This window comes from Nitrincola schmidtii (assembly GCF_008973715.1).
GTDB classification, from domain to species: Bacteria; Pseudomonadota; Gammaproteobacteria; order Pseudomonadales; family Balneatricaceae; genus Nitrincola; species Nitrincola schmidtii.
In genome coordinates, this window is sequence record NZ_WBOL01000002.1 from 251,614 (window position 1) to 268,094 (window position 16,481).

A 16,481-nucleotide genomic window follows, 5' to 3' on the forward strand; every position below is an offset into this window, starting at 1 on the left:
TGAGATGAATGCCCAACGTCATTTTCAGATTCAGGTAACCAACCGACAGCAAGCATTTTCAGTTCCCGAAGGTGAATTGCTGCTTCACGCGATGGAGAAGGCGTGTCAACAGGCCATTCAGGTAGGTTGCAGAGGTGGTGGTTGTGGACTGTGCAAAATTAAGGTGTTGGAAGGCGCCTTTCACACTAAGCGAATGAGTAAAGCCCATATCAAGGAACATGAAGCAGAGGCGGGTTTTGCCCTAGCCTGTCGAGTCTTTCCAGAGAGTGATCTGGTGATTGAATCAGACCACTTCAACGATTTATCAACACAACAAACTGCGTGACATAAAAAATATAAGAGGAAACGATCATGAAAAAAGGTGTAATGCGTCCAGGACATGTTCAAATTCGAGTATTGGATCTTGAAGAAGCCCGTAAACACTATGTGGACCTACTGGGTTTAATCGAGATGGATTCTGATGATCAAGGTCGCGTCTATCTTAAAGCTTGGACGGAAGTGGATAAATACTCCGTTATCCTTAAAGAAGCAGATGAACCTGGCATGGATTTCATGGCCTTCAAATGTCTGAACGAGGCTGTATTGGATAGCTTGGCTGAAGAGATTCGTGCATTAGGGATGACTGTCACTGAGCTGCCTGCCGGCGATTTGAAAGACTGTGGTCGTCGTATGCAGTTTGTTGTACCCACAGGGCATACTTTTGAACTCTTCGCCACTAAAGAACAAACTGGTAAATGGGGTATCAATAACGTTAACCCAGAAGCTTGGCCACGTGGTTTAAAAGGCATGCAAGCAACTCGCTTTGATCACTGTTTGATGTATGGCGACGACCTAGAAGGCAATCTCACCCTGTTCCGTGATGTGCTGGGTTTTGATCTGTCAGAACAAGTCATCGATCCTGAAGGTAATCGCATCGCACTCTTTTTAACCGCCTCAATGAAAGCACATGATGTGGCGTTTATTAAGCACCCTGAAAAGAACAAGTTCCATCACGCCTCTTTCTATCTGGATACTTGGCAGGATGTCTTGAAAGCTGCTGATTTAATTTCTATGACCGATACCTCTATCGATATTGGACCCACTCGTCACGGTTTAACCCATGGGCAAACTATCTATTTCTTTGATCCATCAGGTAACCGTAACGAAGTTTTTGCCGGTGGTGACTATCACTACCCAGACCATGAAACCGTGACGTGGAAAGCTGAACAGTTAGGTAAAGCGATTTTCTACCATGATCGTCAACTGAATGAGCGTTTCTTGACAGCGTTGACCTGATCTTAAACGGTGCTTTTGGCTCGTCATTAGCACCTTTCTTTAGTCTGTGTATGAGAAAACACGATGAACGAATTCAAACATTTCATTAACGGAGCCTATGTTGCTTCCGCGAGTGGAAAAACCTTCGAAAACCGCTGTCCCGTGGATAACAGCCTGATCGGTCAGGTGCATGAAGCGGGCCGTGAAGAAGTCGACCAAGCGGTAAACGCGGCTAAAGCGGCGTTAAAAGGCCCATGGGGTAAGATGACCCAAGCCGATAGAACCGCGATGTTGAACCGCGTGGCCGAGCGAATCAATGAGCGTTTCGATGAGTTTTTAGAGGCAGAGTGCCGCGATACCGGTAAACCTTACAGCATCGCTAGCCACATCGACATTCCACGCGGTGCTGCTAACTTTAAAGCCTTTTCTGAAACGCTGGCCAACCATCCCACAGAAGCCTTTAAGTTGGATACACCCGATGGGTTAGGCGCATTGAATGTCGGTCAACGTACCCCGAAAGGAGTCATCGCTGTCATCAGTCCGTGGAACCTGCCGTTGCTGTTGATGACCTTCAAAGTCGGCCCTGCCTTAGCTTGCGGTAATACCGTAGTGGTTAAGCCCTCTGAAGAGACTCCAGCCACCACCACCCTGCTGGGTGAGGTGATGAATGAATGTGGTGTACCGCCGGGTGTCTTTAATGTAATCCATGGCTTTGGTCCCAACTCCGCAGGTGAGTTTTTAACCACGCATCCCCTAGTCAATGCGATTACCTTTACCGGTGAAACGCGTACTGGTGAAGCGATTATGAAAGCCGCTTCTGTAGGCCTGCGAAATATTTCCATGGAGTTGGGCGGTAAAAACCCAGCCATCGTGTTTGCCGATTGCGATCTGGAAAAAGCGGTGGAAGGCACCATGCGTTCAGCGTTTGTGAACTGCGGTCAAGTCTGCTTGGGCACCGAGCGTGTCTACGTCGAACGTCCAGTGTATGACGCCTTCCTTAAGCGCATGAAAGAGCAGGTGGCCAAGCTGAAACTGGGTCGACCTGAAGATCCTGCCGCCAACTTTGGTCCGCTCGTCAGCTTAGAGCATCGCAACAAGGTGAAGTACTACTATGACCTGGCTGTGGAAGAAGGTGCCACCGTTGAAATCGGTGGGGGTATTCCGGATATGGGCGAAGAGATGAATGCTGGTGCTTGGATTGAACCCACTATTTGGACAGGTCTATCCGATGATGCCCGCGTCATTCGTGAAGAGATCTTTGGCCCTTGCTGTCATATCCGTCCTTTCGATACCGAAGACGAAGCGATTCAGCTGGCGAACGACACGGAATACGGACTCGCTGCCGCCATCTGGACTGAAAACTCCTCTCGCGCCATTCGTGTAGCAGAACAGATCGAAGCCGGTCTGGTGTGGGTGAACTCTTGGTTCCTACGTGACTTGCGCACCGCTTTCGGTGGTGCAAAACAGTCTGGCATCGGTCGTGAAGGTGGCGTGCATGGCTTGGAGTTTTACACCGAGCTCAAAAACATCTGTATCAAGCTATAAGGATCACGACGATGGACAAGCAACAGATTCAAGCCTGCGGTGATGAACTCTTTGAAGCGATGGTGCAGCGCAAAGCCCTGCGCCCTTTAACTGAACGCTTCAGTGACATCACTCTCGACGATGCCTATAACATCTCATTACGTATGTTAGAGCGTCGTTTAGATGCCGGTGAGCGCATCATTGGTAAAAAAATCGGCGTGACCTCAAAAGCGGTACAGAACATGCTGAATGTGCATCAACCGGACTTTGGTTATCTGACCGATGCCATGGCGTTTAGCCAAGGCGAAGAGATGCCGATCTCCACGCGTTTAATGCAACCGCGTGCCGAAGGTGAAATCGCCTTTATCCTCAAAAAAGACCTGTTAGGCCCCGGTATCACCAATGCCGATGTCTTAGCGGCCACCGAATGTGTGATGCCTTGCTTTGAAGTGGTCGATTCCCGCATTGAGAACTGGCAGATCAAGATCCAAGACACCGTGGCAGATAACGCTTCTTGTGGCTTATTTGTACTGGGTGATCGTGCCGTCGATCCGCGCAAAGTCGATTTAGCCACCTGCGGTATGGTGGTGGAGAAGAATGGTTCCGTGATCAGCACCGGTGCCGGTGCCGCTGCTCTGGGAAGCCCTGTGAACTGTGTCACTTGGTTGGCGAATACCTTGGGTCATTTCGGTATTCCACTAAAAGCCGGTGAAGTGATTCTGTCGGGATCATTGGTGCCCCTGGAACCTGTTCAGGCAGGTGACTTTATGAGCCTGAGTATCGGTGGCATCGGTAAGGCCTCAGTGCGCTTTGTTTGATCCGACACACTTGATTGACTCAGCGAACAGTATAACGACAGGAATATAAATCATGAGTAAAAAACTCAAAGCGATCATCATCGGTCCCGGCAATATCGGTACCGACTTGCTGATGAAAATGCAGCGTTCAGAATGGATTGAACCGGTGTGGATGGTTGGTATCGACCCCGAATCCGAAGGCTTAAAGCGTGCTGCCACAATGGGCATTAAAACCTGTGCGACCGGTGTAGACGGTGTCTTGCCTTACGTGATCGAAGACGATATCCGCGTTGCCTTTGATGCCACCTCCGCCTATGTGCATGCCGAAAACAGCCGCAAGCTAAATGAGCTGGGCGTCATCATGATCGACCTGACACCCGCCGCGATTGGTCCCTACTGCGTGCCACCGGTGAACCTGACCGATCATGCCAAGAACCTGGAGATGAACGTCAATATGGTCACTTGTGGTGGACAAGCGACGATTCCGATGGTGGCGGCCGTATCACGGGTACAGCCCGTGTCCTATGGCGAAATCATCGCCACCGTTTCCTCACGTTCAGTTGGTCCTGGGACTCGTCAGAATATCGATGAGTTCACCCGTACCACCGCCAGTGCCGTGGAAAAAGTCGGCGGTGCCAAGCAGGGGAAAGCGATCATCATCATTAACCCCGCTGAACCGCCACTGATGATGCGTGACACCATTCACTGCCTCACCGAGAGCGAACCGGATCAAGCGGCCATCACCGAATCGGTGCATGCCATGGTGAAGGAGGTACAGAAATACGTACCCGGCTATCGCTTGGTCAATGGTCCGGTCTTTGATGGCAATCGCGTGTCTTGCTTTATGGAAGTGGAAGGCCTTGGTGATTTCCTACCTAAATACGCAGGCAACCTCGACATCATGACCGCGGCAGGCCTTCGCACGGCTGAGATGTTCGCTGAAGAAGCCGCCAATGGCGTGATCACATTACCGGCACGTGGCTAAGGGGAGAAATAACAATGAACTTACAAGGTAAACAGGTCACCCTGCACGACATGAGCTTGCGTGACGGGATGCATGCCAAACGTCATCAAATCAGCGTTGATCAGATGGTGGCGATCGCTAAAGGGATGGATGAAGCGGGGATGCCCTTAATCGAAGTCACTCATGGGGATGGCCTCGGTGGTGCGTCGGTCAACTACGGCTTTCCTGCCCACAGTGATGAGGAGTACCTCAATGCCGTGATCCCGCAGATGAAAAATGCCAAAATCTCTGCATTACTATTACCCGGTATCGGCACGGTCGATCATCTGAAAATGGCGAGAGACTGCGGTGTCAGCACCATTCGTGTCGCCACCCACTGTACCGAAGCCGATGTATCTGAACAACATATCGGCATGGCGGCCAAGATGGGGATGGACACCGTGGGCTTCTTAATGATGGCGCACATGGTTGAACCGGAAAAAATCCTCGAACAAGCCAGATTGATGGTCGATTATGGCGCGAACTGTATATATGCGACTGACTCTGCGGGTTACATGCTGCCGGATGATGTGAGCGCCAGAATAGGTCTCCTCAAAGCTGAACTGCCGTCTAACATCGAGATCGGCTTCCACGGTCACCATAACCTAGGCATGGGTATCGCCAACTCACTGGCTGCGATTGAAGCCGGCGCGACACGTATCGATGGCTCGGTTGCAGGTCTTGGCGCTGGGGCAGGGAATACCCCCTTAGAAGTCTTCTGTGCCGTACTGGACCGCATGCAGGTCACCACCGGAATTGATCTCTACAAAATCATGGATGTGGCCGAAGATCTGGTTGTTCCGATGATGGATCAACCCATTCGCGTTGACCGTGATGCACTGACACTGGGCTATGCCGGTGTGTATTCCTCCTTCCTGCTGTTTGCGCAACGCGCTGAGAAGAAATACGGCATTCAAGCTCGTGACATTTTGGTAGAACTCGGTCGTCGCGGTACCGTGGGTGGACAGGAAGATATGATCGAAGACCTTGCCCTCACCATGGCGAAACAGAAACAAGCCCAAGGAGCCAAGTAATGGGAAATCTAACACGTGCACAAATTGAAGAGCTGGCGACCTACTGTGAAGAGGCTGAACTGAAAGCCTACGAAATCACCAAGGTCACCGATAAATATCCTGAGATGACCTACGAAGATGCCTTTGATGTGCAGTGGGAAGTCAGACGTCGCAAAGAAGCCCGTGGCCATAAAATTGTGGGCATGAAAATGGGCCTCACCTCTTGGGCGAAAATGGCACAGATGGGTGTGGAACACCCGTGCTATGGGTACCTAGCCGATTACTTCAGTGTGCCGGAAGGCGGCGAGATCAAGATGGATGAACTGATCCATCCCAAGATCGAAGCGGAAATCGCTTTTGTCACCAAATCGCCGTTAAAAGGTCCTGGAGTTCACATCGGTGATGTGATGCGCGCCACTGACTTTATCATTCCTGCCGTGGAAGTCATCGACTCACGTTACAAAGACTTTAAGTTCGACCTGAAGAGTGTGATTGCGGATAACTCCAGTTCGACTCGCTTTATCACCGGCGGTCGCATGGCCCGTCTGGAAGATGTGGATGTGACCACCTTAGGCGTGGTGATGGAGATCAACGGCGAAGTGGTGGCCACTGGTGCGGGTGCTGCCGTACTCGGACACCCTGCAGCCTCAGTCGCCATGCTGGCGAATATGCTGGGAGAGCGTGGTGAAGAGATTCCCGCAGGAACCTTCATTATGACGGGCGGTATCACGGCTGCTGTGACAGTGAACCGAGGTGATTCGATCAATATCCGTTATCAGGATCTGGGAACGATTAGCGCCAAGTTTGTTTAACCTGAACTTTATATTCCAACAATAACATTAATAAAGGAAACGTCATGAATAGGACTAAAGCTGTTGCGTTAGCATCTCTACTACTTACTCCCTTGGTTACTCAAGCTGGCCAGTATGTGCCCGGCATTGAAGGTGTGAAGTCAGCGGTTGTTCCACCACCCGGCGTATATTACCGCGGTTATGCTGTACATTATGATGCAGATAAACTCAAAGGTGTTGCATTACCTCCTAATACAGAGACACGTGTTAAAGTCGATGCTCTAGCAAACCGTTTTATCTGGGTCACCGAAACTGAAGTGCTGGGCGGTCAACTAGGTTTTGAGGCAATTTTGCCTATGGTTAGAACTGATTTAACGATTGGAGGTCGAGACAAACAAACCGGACTCGGTGACCTGTTTGTGGGTTCCTTAATCGGTTGGCATGGTGATCGCTGGGATGCAGTCGCTGCCGCTGGTATTTGGAGTCCTACTGGCAAAAGCAGTCGTCCAGCAGATCCCGGATTTGGTTATACCGAATTGATGCTGACACTGGGTGGCACCTATTTCTTCAACGATGAAAAAGATCTCTCTTTATCTGCTTTATCGCGTTATGAAATCGCAGATAAAAGCAGTGTGAATGATGAGTTAGTCGTTGAATGGGGCTTAGGTAAGCATCAAGGATTATTGGATCTAGGCTTGGTAGGCTACAGTCGTTGGGAGTTAGAGAGCGGGAAGTCAGAAACTCATGCGGTGGGTGTTTCAGCAGGCTATTTCTGGCCACAACTGATGATGGGAATCGATGCCGGTGTCTATAAAGAACATAGCGTCAAACAAGGTTTTGAAGGCACGAAGTTTAGAGTCGCGCTAACGAAAGTGTTCTGATTATTCTTTTCAATGCGGATTCATCATTATCTTAGTCATTATCACTTAGTAAATGATGAATCCGCTTTTGGAGGTAAATATGCCAATTGCTCAGCTTTACATTATGGAAGGTCGCAGTGATGCACAAAAAGAACGTCTGATAGAGTCGGTCACTGAGTCTATCGCTACATCCCTAGACGCACCTATTGAGGCGGTTCGTGTCATTATCACCGAGATGCCAAAGCAGCATTTTGGTATCGCTGGAAAATCGGCTAAGGCGTTAGGACGATAACGTCATTCCACCTAGTCTTAAGATTCACCTACTCACTTCGTTTTAACCGATAGGCTAATGCTGCTCGCGTTAGCCCCAACAATCTAGCTGCTGCAGAGATATTTCCATCCGACTTACTCATCGCTCTGTCAATTAACGCTTTTTCAACCGCTTCAATGCTGATCTCATGTGACAAAGCTTGTTCAGCTAGTGAGTCTAATACCAAGTTGTTGATCGATGCGTTCTCAAGTTGTCCAGAAGCCGTGTTAATTTTGCGCACCCTATTGGACTCAGGCTTGTCTTGAGCCAAGCGTAGGTTAAATAAACTTTGCTCAGTGATCGAGCTATGCTCATCGGTCAGAATAATTCCTCGTTCGATGGTATTCTCTAACTCACGAATATTGCCTGGCCAGTCATGTTCATGTAACGCTGAAAGCGCTCTATCACTAAAACCTAGTGTGACTTTACGGTACTGCTTTTCGTAGCGTTTCCGAAAGTGTTCGGCCAATAATGCAATGTCATTTTGGCGTTCACGAAGGGGAGGGATGACAACCATATAGGCGTTGATACGATAGAAAAGATCGGCTCTAAAACGTCCTGCTTTAACCGCTTCGGCTAAATCTTCGTTGGTGGCTGCAACAATGCGCACATCGACTTGCCTAGTTTGATCATCACCGACACGCTCAAGTTCGCCTTCTTGTATGACACGAAGCAGTGCTGCTTGTGCCCTTGGAGAAAGCTCAATCACTTCATCCAAAAATATGGTGCCGCCATTAGCTCGTTCAAACCGGCCTTTACGTGATTGGGTAGCACCGGTAAATGCACCTTTCTCGACACCAAAGAGTTCGGACTCAATCAGTTCAGGAGGGATAGCTGCGCAGTTGACTGCAACAAAAGGCCCTTCTTTTCGCGCACTCATACTATGAACACGTCTGGCTAAGACTTCTTTACCTGTCCCGGTTTCACCAATCAGTAACATCGTCACTTCTGCATTAGCTCCACGATCAATCATTTCTAATGCACTAGTAAAGGGCGGTGCTTCACCGATGGCTCTGGGTAGGTCTTCGGGAAAACCTAAGCTTTGCTCTAAATCCGCAATGCGTGATTGAAGCTCATACAGCTCATCGATTAAGGGTGCTTCTCTAAAAAAATGGCTAAACTCTTCATGATCTGGCCACTCGGTTGCCACTTTGCCAACAATATAGCAATGTTGATCCCCTTGTCCTCGACATTCCACTTCACGAAACTGAATATCGAGTCCGGTAAAATGGCTAGAGTAAGCGCAGGCATAACCCAGCAGCATCCAGCAGGCAGGTTCATTTAATTGACCTAAACTCATACGACAAATTTCGACTTCGAATGAATCGATCCATTCAAACTCGGCATAGAAATGTTTATTACTTGGTTCGTACTCTAGAACCTTGGGAATCACTTTAACCATGCCGCGCAAGCAGTGCAGTTGAGGGCCAGTCAAAAAGGCTTCATCCTGTGTGGCGTTAGGATTCAATTTTTTGGCTAATTCAGCATCACGCATACCAGAGTAATAGCCCAGACGCATAAAGAAGCCCTTGCCACGCTCCATACCCAGCGTGGTAATGATCTCCTTACGGAAGCTCGACAAGGCTCCTAATCCCATCAGCACCGTTCGCTGTTCTGCGAGCCAAATTTTGCCTTCCTCAGGGTTGAAGTGAAGCTGTTCAACTAAATGCTTAAGGTCTGGAAATGCCAAACTGCTATTAGACATAATTTACCCAAATTTTGTATTTATTATAGGTGTTTATCCTACCTGATCGCGGAACATAAGTGTACTTTGTTACGACTAAGGACTGTTTGTTTTGTTCGCCTATTATCATCCGAACTCTGCATTGAGCTTGTGTGCAAGAGGATTAGGCTTGGCAGTCATTGCGCGATCATTTTAAGCTATACCCACGCTTTCAATACTGGTACCTTTATTAGTTAAAAAACACTTATGTTTTATTGACTATGATCACTAACAAGAAACCAATTGGATTGATCGCATGAGCGACGAAAACTGGCGCGATAAATATCGTGATGTAGCCCGTGAGTTAGAGGTGTGCGAAAAAAGCCGTAACCTGTTGCTAGAGCAGGTACATGACTTCGCTGTTCAGCTCAGTTTAGCGACGCATGGTCAAAATCCTCAGCTAGATCGATTAATGTCGGATTTGACCAACGATATCAGTAACGGTGAGCTTAAACGGGTTTCTAAGTATCTCAAGCAAATCGAAAAACAAATCCGCGGTCTGGATGCGTTGCGGGTTAAAACCGCCCAGCAAATCATGCAACAGCTTCGTGCATGGTCAAAAGAATTGCAGGCTCAGGATAGTCAGCGTCAGTTTTTGGATGCTTTTGACAAGATCAATGAACAGATGATTGAACATGCCGAAAGCACTCATGCGCTTCCGGAAATGATGGCACAGTTGCTTGATGTTCAGCGTCGACTCAAAAATCAAACTGGCTCAGCTGAAACGGATGATCTGTCGGATCATGACGATTTGGCCAATACTCGTTTAGCCTCTGGCTTACTTGAGTTGATCCAACGTTTGAGTATCCCTACAGAACATATTCCTCGCGCATCGACGTTGATTCATCGTTTAGAAAGAAGTCACTCGACCGATGATTTGGATGAGTGTATTAAAGAAGCCACCGAACTAGCTCGTCTAAGTGGCAGTGGTACCGATGCCGATATACAAGCTTACCTTTCAGGCTTGAATGAGCAGTTAGCTTTTTTGCGTGAGTTTTTTGATACCCAAGAAGAAGTTGAGTTGCAGCAGCGCAAACGCAATAACTTATTGGATCAAACAGTGCGTGCCGATGTGCAGGTGATTCATCACAAGGTGCAGCAAAGCCAAGATATTGATGAACTAAAAAAAGCGGTGAATGTTCAGCTGGTCAGTATTATTAAGGCAATGAATCATCATAAAGCGTCAGAGCAAAAACGCATTGACTCTTTGCAAGCAGAAAAAAAAGCGCTAATGGAAAGGCTGGATTCTATGGAGCAGCAAAGTGATCAGTTACGTAAAAGTGCTGAGGATGCTCATGTGAAATCACGAACCGACCCATTAACGGGTTTACCAAATCGACTGGCGTATGATCAGCGGTTTAATGAAGAGTTAGCCCGTTTTGAACGCTACGGGATGGTCTTTTCACTCTGTGTTGCGGATATTGATTATTTTAAACGTATTAATGATGACTACGGACATTTAGCGGGAGATAAGGTTCTAAGACTTATGTCTCGTATTCTAAAAAATCAATTAAGAAATGTTGATTTTATTGCGAGATTTGGTGGTGAAGAATTTGTTATACTAATGCCTTCAACGGATGCCGATGCTGCAAGAATAGCGGCAGAAAAAGTTCGTCAAACGATTGAAACAAGTCCTTTCAATTTCCAAAGTAATCCAGTCAAGATTACGATGTCATTTGGAATTACTCAGGTAAAAGAAGAGGATTCTGTTAGTAGTATGTTTGCACGCGCTGATAAGGCTATGTATACCGCCAAACAGGAAGGTCGAAATCGTGTCAACATTGAATAGCTCCTCTGGACATATTTACTGCTTAGCATTACAACCCATTTGTGATCTTCATCTACGCCATGTCGCAGATGAGTTACTGTATCGCTCCAGTATCAACTCAGCTTCAGCAGTCATTCATGATCCTATTGAAGCCACCGCTCGTGTCTGTAATGTTGCTTTTTATGAAGCGGGTATTCAGGCGTTATGTGGAAATCGCAAACTCTTCTTTAATGCTCCTAGAGACTGGTTGTTAAACCCTGATCTGCTGCCACCTGATACGGATCAAGTTGTGATCGAGGTGTTAGAAGAAGTTGAAGGCGATCAGGAGGTGATGGATGCGTTACATCAAATTAAAGCCTTGGGATATAAACTGGCTCTGGATGACTTTGTCTTGAATGAAAAGACGCGGCCTTTATTAGATCTTGCAGACATCATCAAGCTGGATATTCTGCATGGCTTACCCGAACCGGAAGATTTGCAAATCTATAAACAAAAAGGTCTAACACTGCTCGCCGAAAGAGTGGAAGATCACGATGTTTTTGAACGGTGTAAAGCACTGGGTTTTACGTTATTCCAAGGCTATTTTTATGCCAAGCCAGTGATTGATAATACGACCGCGATTAAACGTGGCGGCAATCATGGTGCACAGTTGCAACTTCTGGGTGAGTTACAAAAAACCGATATTGATTTCGATGTGTTAGAGAATTTTCTGGCTCAGGATCCTCAGCTCTGTATTCGTTTACTGAAAATGATTAATTCACCCCGTTATCGTCGTGTGAATACCATCACCAGTATTCGTCAGGCGTTGATGTTGTTGGGAGTTAAGCGCTTGAAAACCTTAGTCATGACTTTGGTGTTGGCTAATGACGATCCGATGAATATGCTGCTTCTGCCTGAAACCCTTACCAGAGCTGCTATGTGTGAGCATTTAGCGAGAGACTACAAAGAAGATCCCGATTCTGCTTTTATGGCAGGGTTATTATCAATGGCCAGTATTATGCTGAATGAACCACTGGAAAGCCTGTGTCAGCAACTCCCATTAAGTCTTTCGGTTAAGTCTGCGTTGCTTGAACAAGAAGGGCAGTTAGGCAAAATTTTAAAGTTGGTAATGGCGTTTGAACAGGCTAGACTTAATCGTGTCAATCATCAGGGCGTTGCAAAACTGAACCGATGTTATTTAGAAAGTCGTGTTTGGGCAAGCGAGTTGTTGACCGGGATAAGTGACGATATATAACCCGTATATGTACTAAATTTATTCAGGTAGGAAGCATCAAAGTGGCTGAATTTCATGCTCGATTAGTGGTGTGTCTGCAAGGTGTGTTGTTGCTTCTTTGCCTTTTAATATTAACTGGGTGTGATACAGCGCCACCACCATCTAATCAAATTTCTGAAGAAATTGTTCGTCCTGCACGTATTGAAATAGTTCAAGCAGTTTTGGGCACAGATCTTGTTTTTAATGGCACCATTCGATCAGCACAGCGAGCAGAAATGGCCTTTAAAGTTGCTGGCCGAATCGAAGAAATTCTGGTCAATGAAGGGCAGTTAGTTAAACAGGGTGATGAACTGGCTCGTTTAGATGACCGTGAAATTAGAGCCACATTTAACTCTGCGCAAGCGGAGTTTAACTCAGCGGATGCAGATTATCGTCGTGGAAAAGCTATTTTTGATAGCACTCAAGCCATCTCTCGTAGAGACCTTGAAAGGTTAGAAACACAACGCAGCGTTGCAGCCAATCGTCTCAGTACAGCCAGAATATCCCTAGAAGAAACAATACTACAAGCGCCTTTTGACGGAATTGTCAGTCGTAAATTGGTGGAAAATTTTTCCCGCGTATCCGCGAACCAACCCGTGTTGCTGATTCAAGATCCGCAGGAGCTCGAAGTCGTTATTCAAGTACCTGATCAAGTGGTATTGCAGTCTGCGCGTCGCACCGGCGCCTATGCTGAAATTCCTGGCTTAGAGCAAACCTTTCCAGTGACCTTAAAGTTTTTCTCGACCGAAGCCGATCCCATCACACAAACTTATCAAGTGGTATTAGCGCTGAATGAAAAAGGCGATGCCAATATCCTGCCGGGTATGTCTGCACGTGTATTTGCATCCCAACAGGGTGATGATAAGCATATCAGCATTCCATTAAGTGCCGTCGTTCCGAACAATCAAGGACAGCAGTTCGTGTGGACGGTTGATCAGCAAAGCCGCACTGTATTACAACCGATTGATATAGGCGAATTGGTGGGTGATCGAGTGTTTATTCGATCCGGCTTAAGTGCGGGTGAACAGATTATTACCGCAGGTGTGAATAGCGTCAGAGAAGGTATGAAGGTGCGACCAATGGAGTCGGTTGGAGCCACTGAATAATGGATATTGCAGCCTACTCTGTTGCTAAGCGCACCAGCTTATGGGTCATTATTGTGCTTATCTTGATGGGGGGTTATTTTAGTTATAACCAGTTGCCACGCTATGAAGATCCAGAGTTTATTATCCGTAAAGCCGTGATCGTGATTCCTTATCCGGGTGCAAGTGCACAAGAGGTCGCTAATGAGGTCACTGATCGTGTTGAAGCGGCTGTGCAGATGATGCAGGAAGTGAAACGAGTCGAGTCGGTCTCTAAACAAGGGTATTCCGAAGTTACAGTAGAAATTAAGATAGAGTTTGCGCGAACTCATGGTGAGTTACAGCAAGTCTGGGACATTCTTAGACGAAAAATGGCAGATGCGGAGCGAAGCTTACCTTCAGGATCTGGTCCTATTTTAGTGAATGATGACTTTGCTGATGTGTATGCTCAATTTTATGCCATCACGGCAGAAGATTTTACCGATCATCAGCTTTATCGTTATGTTGACCAACTGTCAAAAGAACTGGCGCTAGTCCCTGGTGTCGCCAGAACAGCGTTATTAGCGGCGCCGCAAGAGCAGATTTTTATTGAACTGTCGAAAGAGCGCTTGGCACATTTTGGGCTAGGTGTGCAGCAAGTCTATCAAGTGTTACAGCAGCAAAATATTATCAGTGTTGCCGGAGATATACTGGCAGACGGTATCCGTGTTCCCGTGATTCCTCAGCGGAGTGTGACTGAATTTGCCGATCTAAAAAATCTGCAAATTGGTTTAGGTGCGGATAATACCGTGTTGCGTTTATCTGATATCGCCCAGGTTGTCCGAGGCTATGCCGACCCTCCTAGCATGATGATGACCTTTAATGGTCAGCGTGCGATTGGCTTGGGTATTTCCAATGTTCGCGACGGTAATGTCGTTAAAATGGGACAGGCCATTAATCAGCGATTGCTAGAACTGGAAAATCTTCGTCCTATTGGTATGGAACTGCATCCTATCTCGCTGCAGTCTGAATCTGTCGATCAAGCCGTGTCTGCGTTCGCCGCCAATTTATTAGCGGCGGTCGCGATAGTATTTATCGTGCTGTTGCTGTTTATGGGGCTTCGCGTGGGCATGATCATCGGTTTTGTTCTGTTGCTCACGGTTGCTGGAACTTTAATTGTTATGTTGATAGACAACATAGCCATGCAGCGTATCTCTTTGGGAGCACTGATCATTGCGTTGGGGATGTTGGTTGATAACGCCATTGTCGTCAGTGATGGCGTGGTTGTGCGTTTACAAAAAGGTGAGGATCGTAAACAAGCGGTTTCTGCCGTCGTGCAAAGCACTATTTGGCCATTGTTAGGTGGGACTCTGGTGGGTATTTTGGCCTTCAGTGCAATCGGTTTATCACCGGGCGATATGGGTGAATACGCAGGCTCGCTATTTTGGGTCATCCTCTATTCCATGATACTCAGCTGGTTGTTTGCTATTACAGTAACACCCTTGCTGTGCTATCAGTTCCTGAAAGTACCTGCCAAGGTTGAATCTGCCAAACCACATCGTATCACCCAAGGTTACTCTCGTTTATTAAACTGGGTGTTAACTCATCGAGGTGTTTCTGTCGCGATACTGCTGTGTATTCTGTTCAGCGCTGTTTGGGGTACACGATTTGTGCTACCAGGCTTTATGCCTGAATCTGAACGTCCTCAATTCGTTGTTGATCTGTATCTGCCTCAAGGCACTGATATCCGTCGGACTGCTGACATTTTAGCCAGTGCTGATGCGACAGTTTCAGCTCAAGAAGGTGTGTTAAATACCTCTGGTTTTATTGGTGGTGGCGGTTTGCGTTTCATGTTGACCTATTCACCAGAACCTAGAAATCCAGCTTTTGCGCAACTGCTAGTGACTGTAGATGATCAGTCACGTATCAGCGGTTTAGTCGAACAACTGCAAGATGAACTCTCTGAAATGTTACCGGACACCTCTGTCAAGGTGTGGAAGTTTATGTTGGGCCGTGGGGGTGGTAAGAAAATTGAAGCGGCGTTTACCGGCCCTGATCCTGCGGAGTTAAGGCGTTTGGCAGAAGAAGCTAAGCATTCAATGTTGGCGACGCCCAGCTTGATTGCGATTCAAGATGATTGGCGACAGCAAGTCCCTGTTGCTGAACCAACCTGGCGGCAAGAGCAACTTCAACGATTAGCGTTAACCGCCTTGGATGTGAATGCTGCGTTGGCTCAGACCTTAACGGGTCGACAGATTGGTATTTATCGTGAAGGAGAAGATCTAATTCCATTGATTGTGCGAGCACCACTGGCGGAAAGAGAGCAAGTCAATGCTATCCAAAACACTGAAGTATTTAGTTCAGTGGCCGGTACGACAATACCCCTGAGTCAGTTATTGGAATCTGTGGATGTCGTTTGGCAAGATGCCATGATTCGACGTATTAATCGAGAAGCTACCATTAAGGTACAAGCCGATCCTGCACCCGGTCTAGCAACCAGTGAGGTATTTAATCAGATTCGACCGCAAATAGAGGCGATGGATTTACCTCCCGGTTATAAGTTGAAATGGTATGGTGAATATGATGCATCCAAAGAAGCGAATGAAGGTCTTGCGCTATCTGCTCCCTTTGGCTTTGCCGCGATGATACTGGCGGTGGTATTTATGTTTAATGCCTTCCGAGAGCCATTGGTGATCTGGATGACCGCACCACTGGCAGTCATTGGTGTCGTGGTCGGTCTAATTGTGTTTCGAACTCCGTTTGAGTTTATGGCGATCTTGGGCTTTTTAAGTTTGATCGGGATGATGGTTAAAAATGCCATCGTCTTGGTAGATGAGGCTGGTAATCGAATTAAAGAAGGTCAGGCGCAGTATCAGGCGGTGGTAGATGCCTGTTTAAGTCGGGCGCGTCCAGTGGTTCTGGGTGCTCTGACAACCATCTTAGGTGTCGCGCCCCTTCTAGTCGATCCATTCTTTAAAAGTATGGCAGTGACGGTGATGTTTGGTTTGACCTTTGCGACGGCATTAACACTAGTTGTGTTACCACTTTTTTATGTGATGGTGTTCAGGATACGTGCAGCTTAAAGTGCGTAAACTAACTCGCTGAATGTATCACGAGATCAGCTT

General features: G+C 47.3%; 14 protein-coding genes. 13 read left to right on the plus strand and 1 reads right to left on the minus strand.

What is annotated here, in order from left to right; all coding sequences use genetic code 11:
- The first annotated feature begins 4 nt into the window (after nt 1–4).
- From F7R24_RS02975 to F7R24_RS03015, 9 genes are all read left to right on the plus strand, one after another.
- Entirely contained in the window at nt 5–325 is a 321-nt protein-coding gene (locus F7R24_RS02975; RefSeq protein WP_151669751.1) for a 2Fe-2S iron-sulfur cluster-binding protein, read from the plus strand.
- Between the two features lie 26 nt (nt 326–351).
- Complete coding sequence (locus F7R24_RS02980; protein ID WP_151669752.1) at nt 352–1,275, plus strand: catechol 2,3-dioxygenase; 924 nt, start codon at nt 352–354, stop codon at nt 1,273–1,275.
- A 63-nt stretch (nt 1,276–1,338) separates the two neighbouring features.
- Nucleotides 1,339–2,799, plus strand: coding sequence for a 2-hydroxymuconic semialdehyde dehydrogenase (locus F7R24_RS02985; RefSeq protein ID WP_151669753.1), 1,461 nt, complete (start codon nt 1,339–1,341; stop codon nt 2,797–2,799).
- Between the two features lie 11 nt (nt 2,800–2,810).
- A complete protein-coding gene (gene dmpE, locus F7R24_RS02990; protein WP_151669754.1) occupies nt 2,811–3,596 on the plus strand; it encodes a 2-oxopent-4-enoate hydratase in 786 nt (261 codons plus the stop codon).
- 52 nt (nt 3,597–3,648) lie between these two features.
- Entirely contained in the window at nt 3,649–4,560 is a 912-nt protein-coding gene (locus tag F7R24_RS02995; protein ID WP_151669755.1) for an acetaldehyde dehydrogenase (acetylating), read from the plus strand.
- Between the two features lie 14 nt (nt 4,561–4,574).
- On the plus strand, nt 4,575–5,612 hold the full coding sequence (gene dmpG / locus F7R24_RS03000) for a 4-hydroxy-2-oxovalerate aldolase (protein ID WP_151669756.1): 1,038 nt from the start codon (nt 4,575–4,577) through the stop codon (nt 5,610–5,612).
- Nucleotides 5,612–6,403, plus strand: a complete 792-nt coding sequence (gene dmpH / locus F7R24_RS03005) for a 2-oxo-3-hexenedioate decarboxylase (protein ID WP_151669757.1) — start codon at nt 5,612–5,614, stop codon at nt 6,401–6,403. Before dmpG ends, dmpH begins: the two co-directional genes overlap by 1 nt.
- A gap of 44 nt (nt 6,404–6,447) precedes the next feature.
- The gene (locus F7R24_RS03010; RefSeq protein ID WP_151669758.1) at nt 6,448–7,263 is read left to right on the plus strand and encodes a SphA family protein; all 816 of its coding nucleotides are present in this window, start codon (nt 6,448–6,450) and stop codon (nt 7,261–7,263) included.
- 79 nt (nt 7,264–7,342) lie between these two features.
- The gene (locus tag F7R24_RS03015; protein ID WP_151669759.1) at nt 7,343–7,534 is read left to right on the plus strand and encodes a 2-hydroxymuconate tautomerase; all 192 of its coding nucleotides are present in this window, start codon (nt 7,343–7,345) and stop codon (nt 7,532–7,534) included.
- Nucleotides 7,535–7,562: 28 nt separating this feature from the next.
- On the opposite strand, the gene F7R24_RS03020 is transcribed toward F7R24_RS03015, so the two are convergent.
- Nucleotides 7,563–9,257, minus strand: a complete 1,695-nt coding sequence (locus F7R24_RS03020; protein WP_151669760.1) for a sigma-54-dependent Fis family transcriptional regulator — start codon at nt 9,255–9,257, stop codon at nt 7,563–7,565.
- Between the two features lie 274 nt (nt 9,258–9,531).
- Here F7R24_RS03020 and F7R24_RS03025 point away from each other — a divergent pair, with 274 nt between their 5' ends.
- From F7R24_RS03025 to F7R24_RS03040, 4 genes are read left to right on the plus strand one after another with little or no spacing between them, the layout of a single operon-like run.
- Nucleotides 9,532–11,064, plus strand: a complete 1,533-nt coding sequence (locus tag F7R24_RS03025) for a GGDEF domain-containing protein (RefSeq protein WP_151669761.1) — start codon at nt 9,532–9,534, stop codon at nt 11,062–11,064.
- Nucleotides 11,048–12,277: an EAL and HDOD domain-containing protein gene (locus tag F7R24_RS03030; RefSeq protein WP_151669762.1), complete on the plus strand. Its 1,230-nt coding sequence runs from the start codon at nt 11,048–11,050 to the stop codon at nt 12,275–12,277. The genes F7R24_RS03025 and F7R24_RS03030 overlap by 17 nt, the downstream gene beginning before the upstream one ends.
- 41 nt (nt 12,278–12,318) lie before the next feature.
- Complete coding sequence (locus tag F7R24_RS03035) at nt 12,319–13,401, plus strand: efflux RND transporter periplasmic adaptor subunit (RefSeq protein ID WP_168926764.1); 1,083 nt, start codon at nt 12,319–12,321, stop codon at nt 13,399–13,401.
- A complete protein-coding gene (locus F7R24_RS03040; RefSeq protein WP_151669764.1) occupies nt 13,401–16,439 on the plus strand; it encodes an efflux RND transporter permease subunit in 3,039 nt (1,012 codons plus the stop codon). Before F7R24_RS03035 ends, F7R24_RS03040 begins: the two co-directional genes overlap by 1 nt.
- The last annotated feature ends 42 nt before the right edge of the window (nt 16,440–16,481 follow it).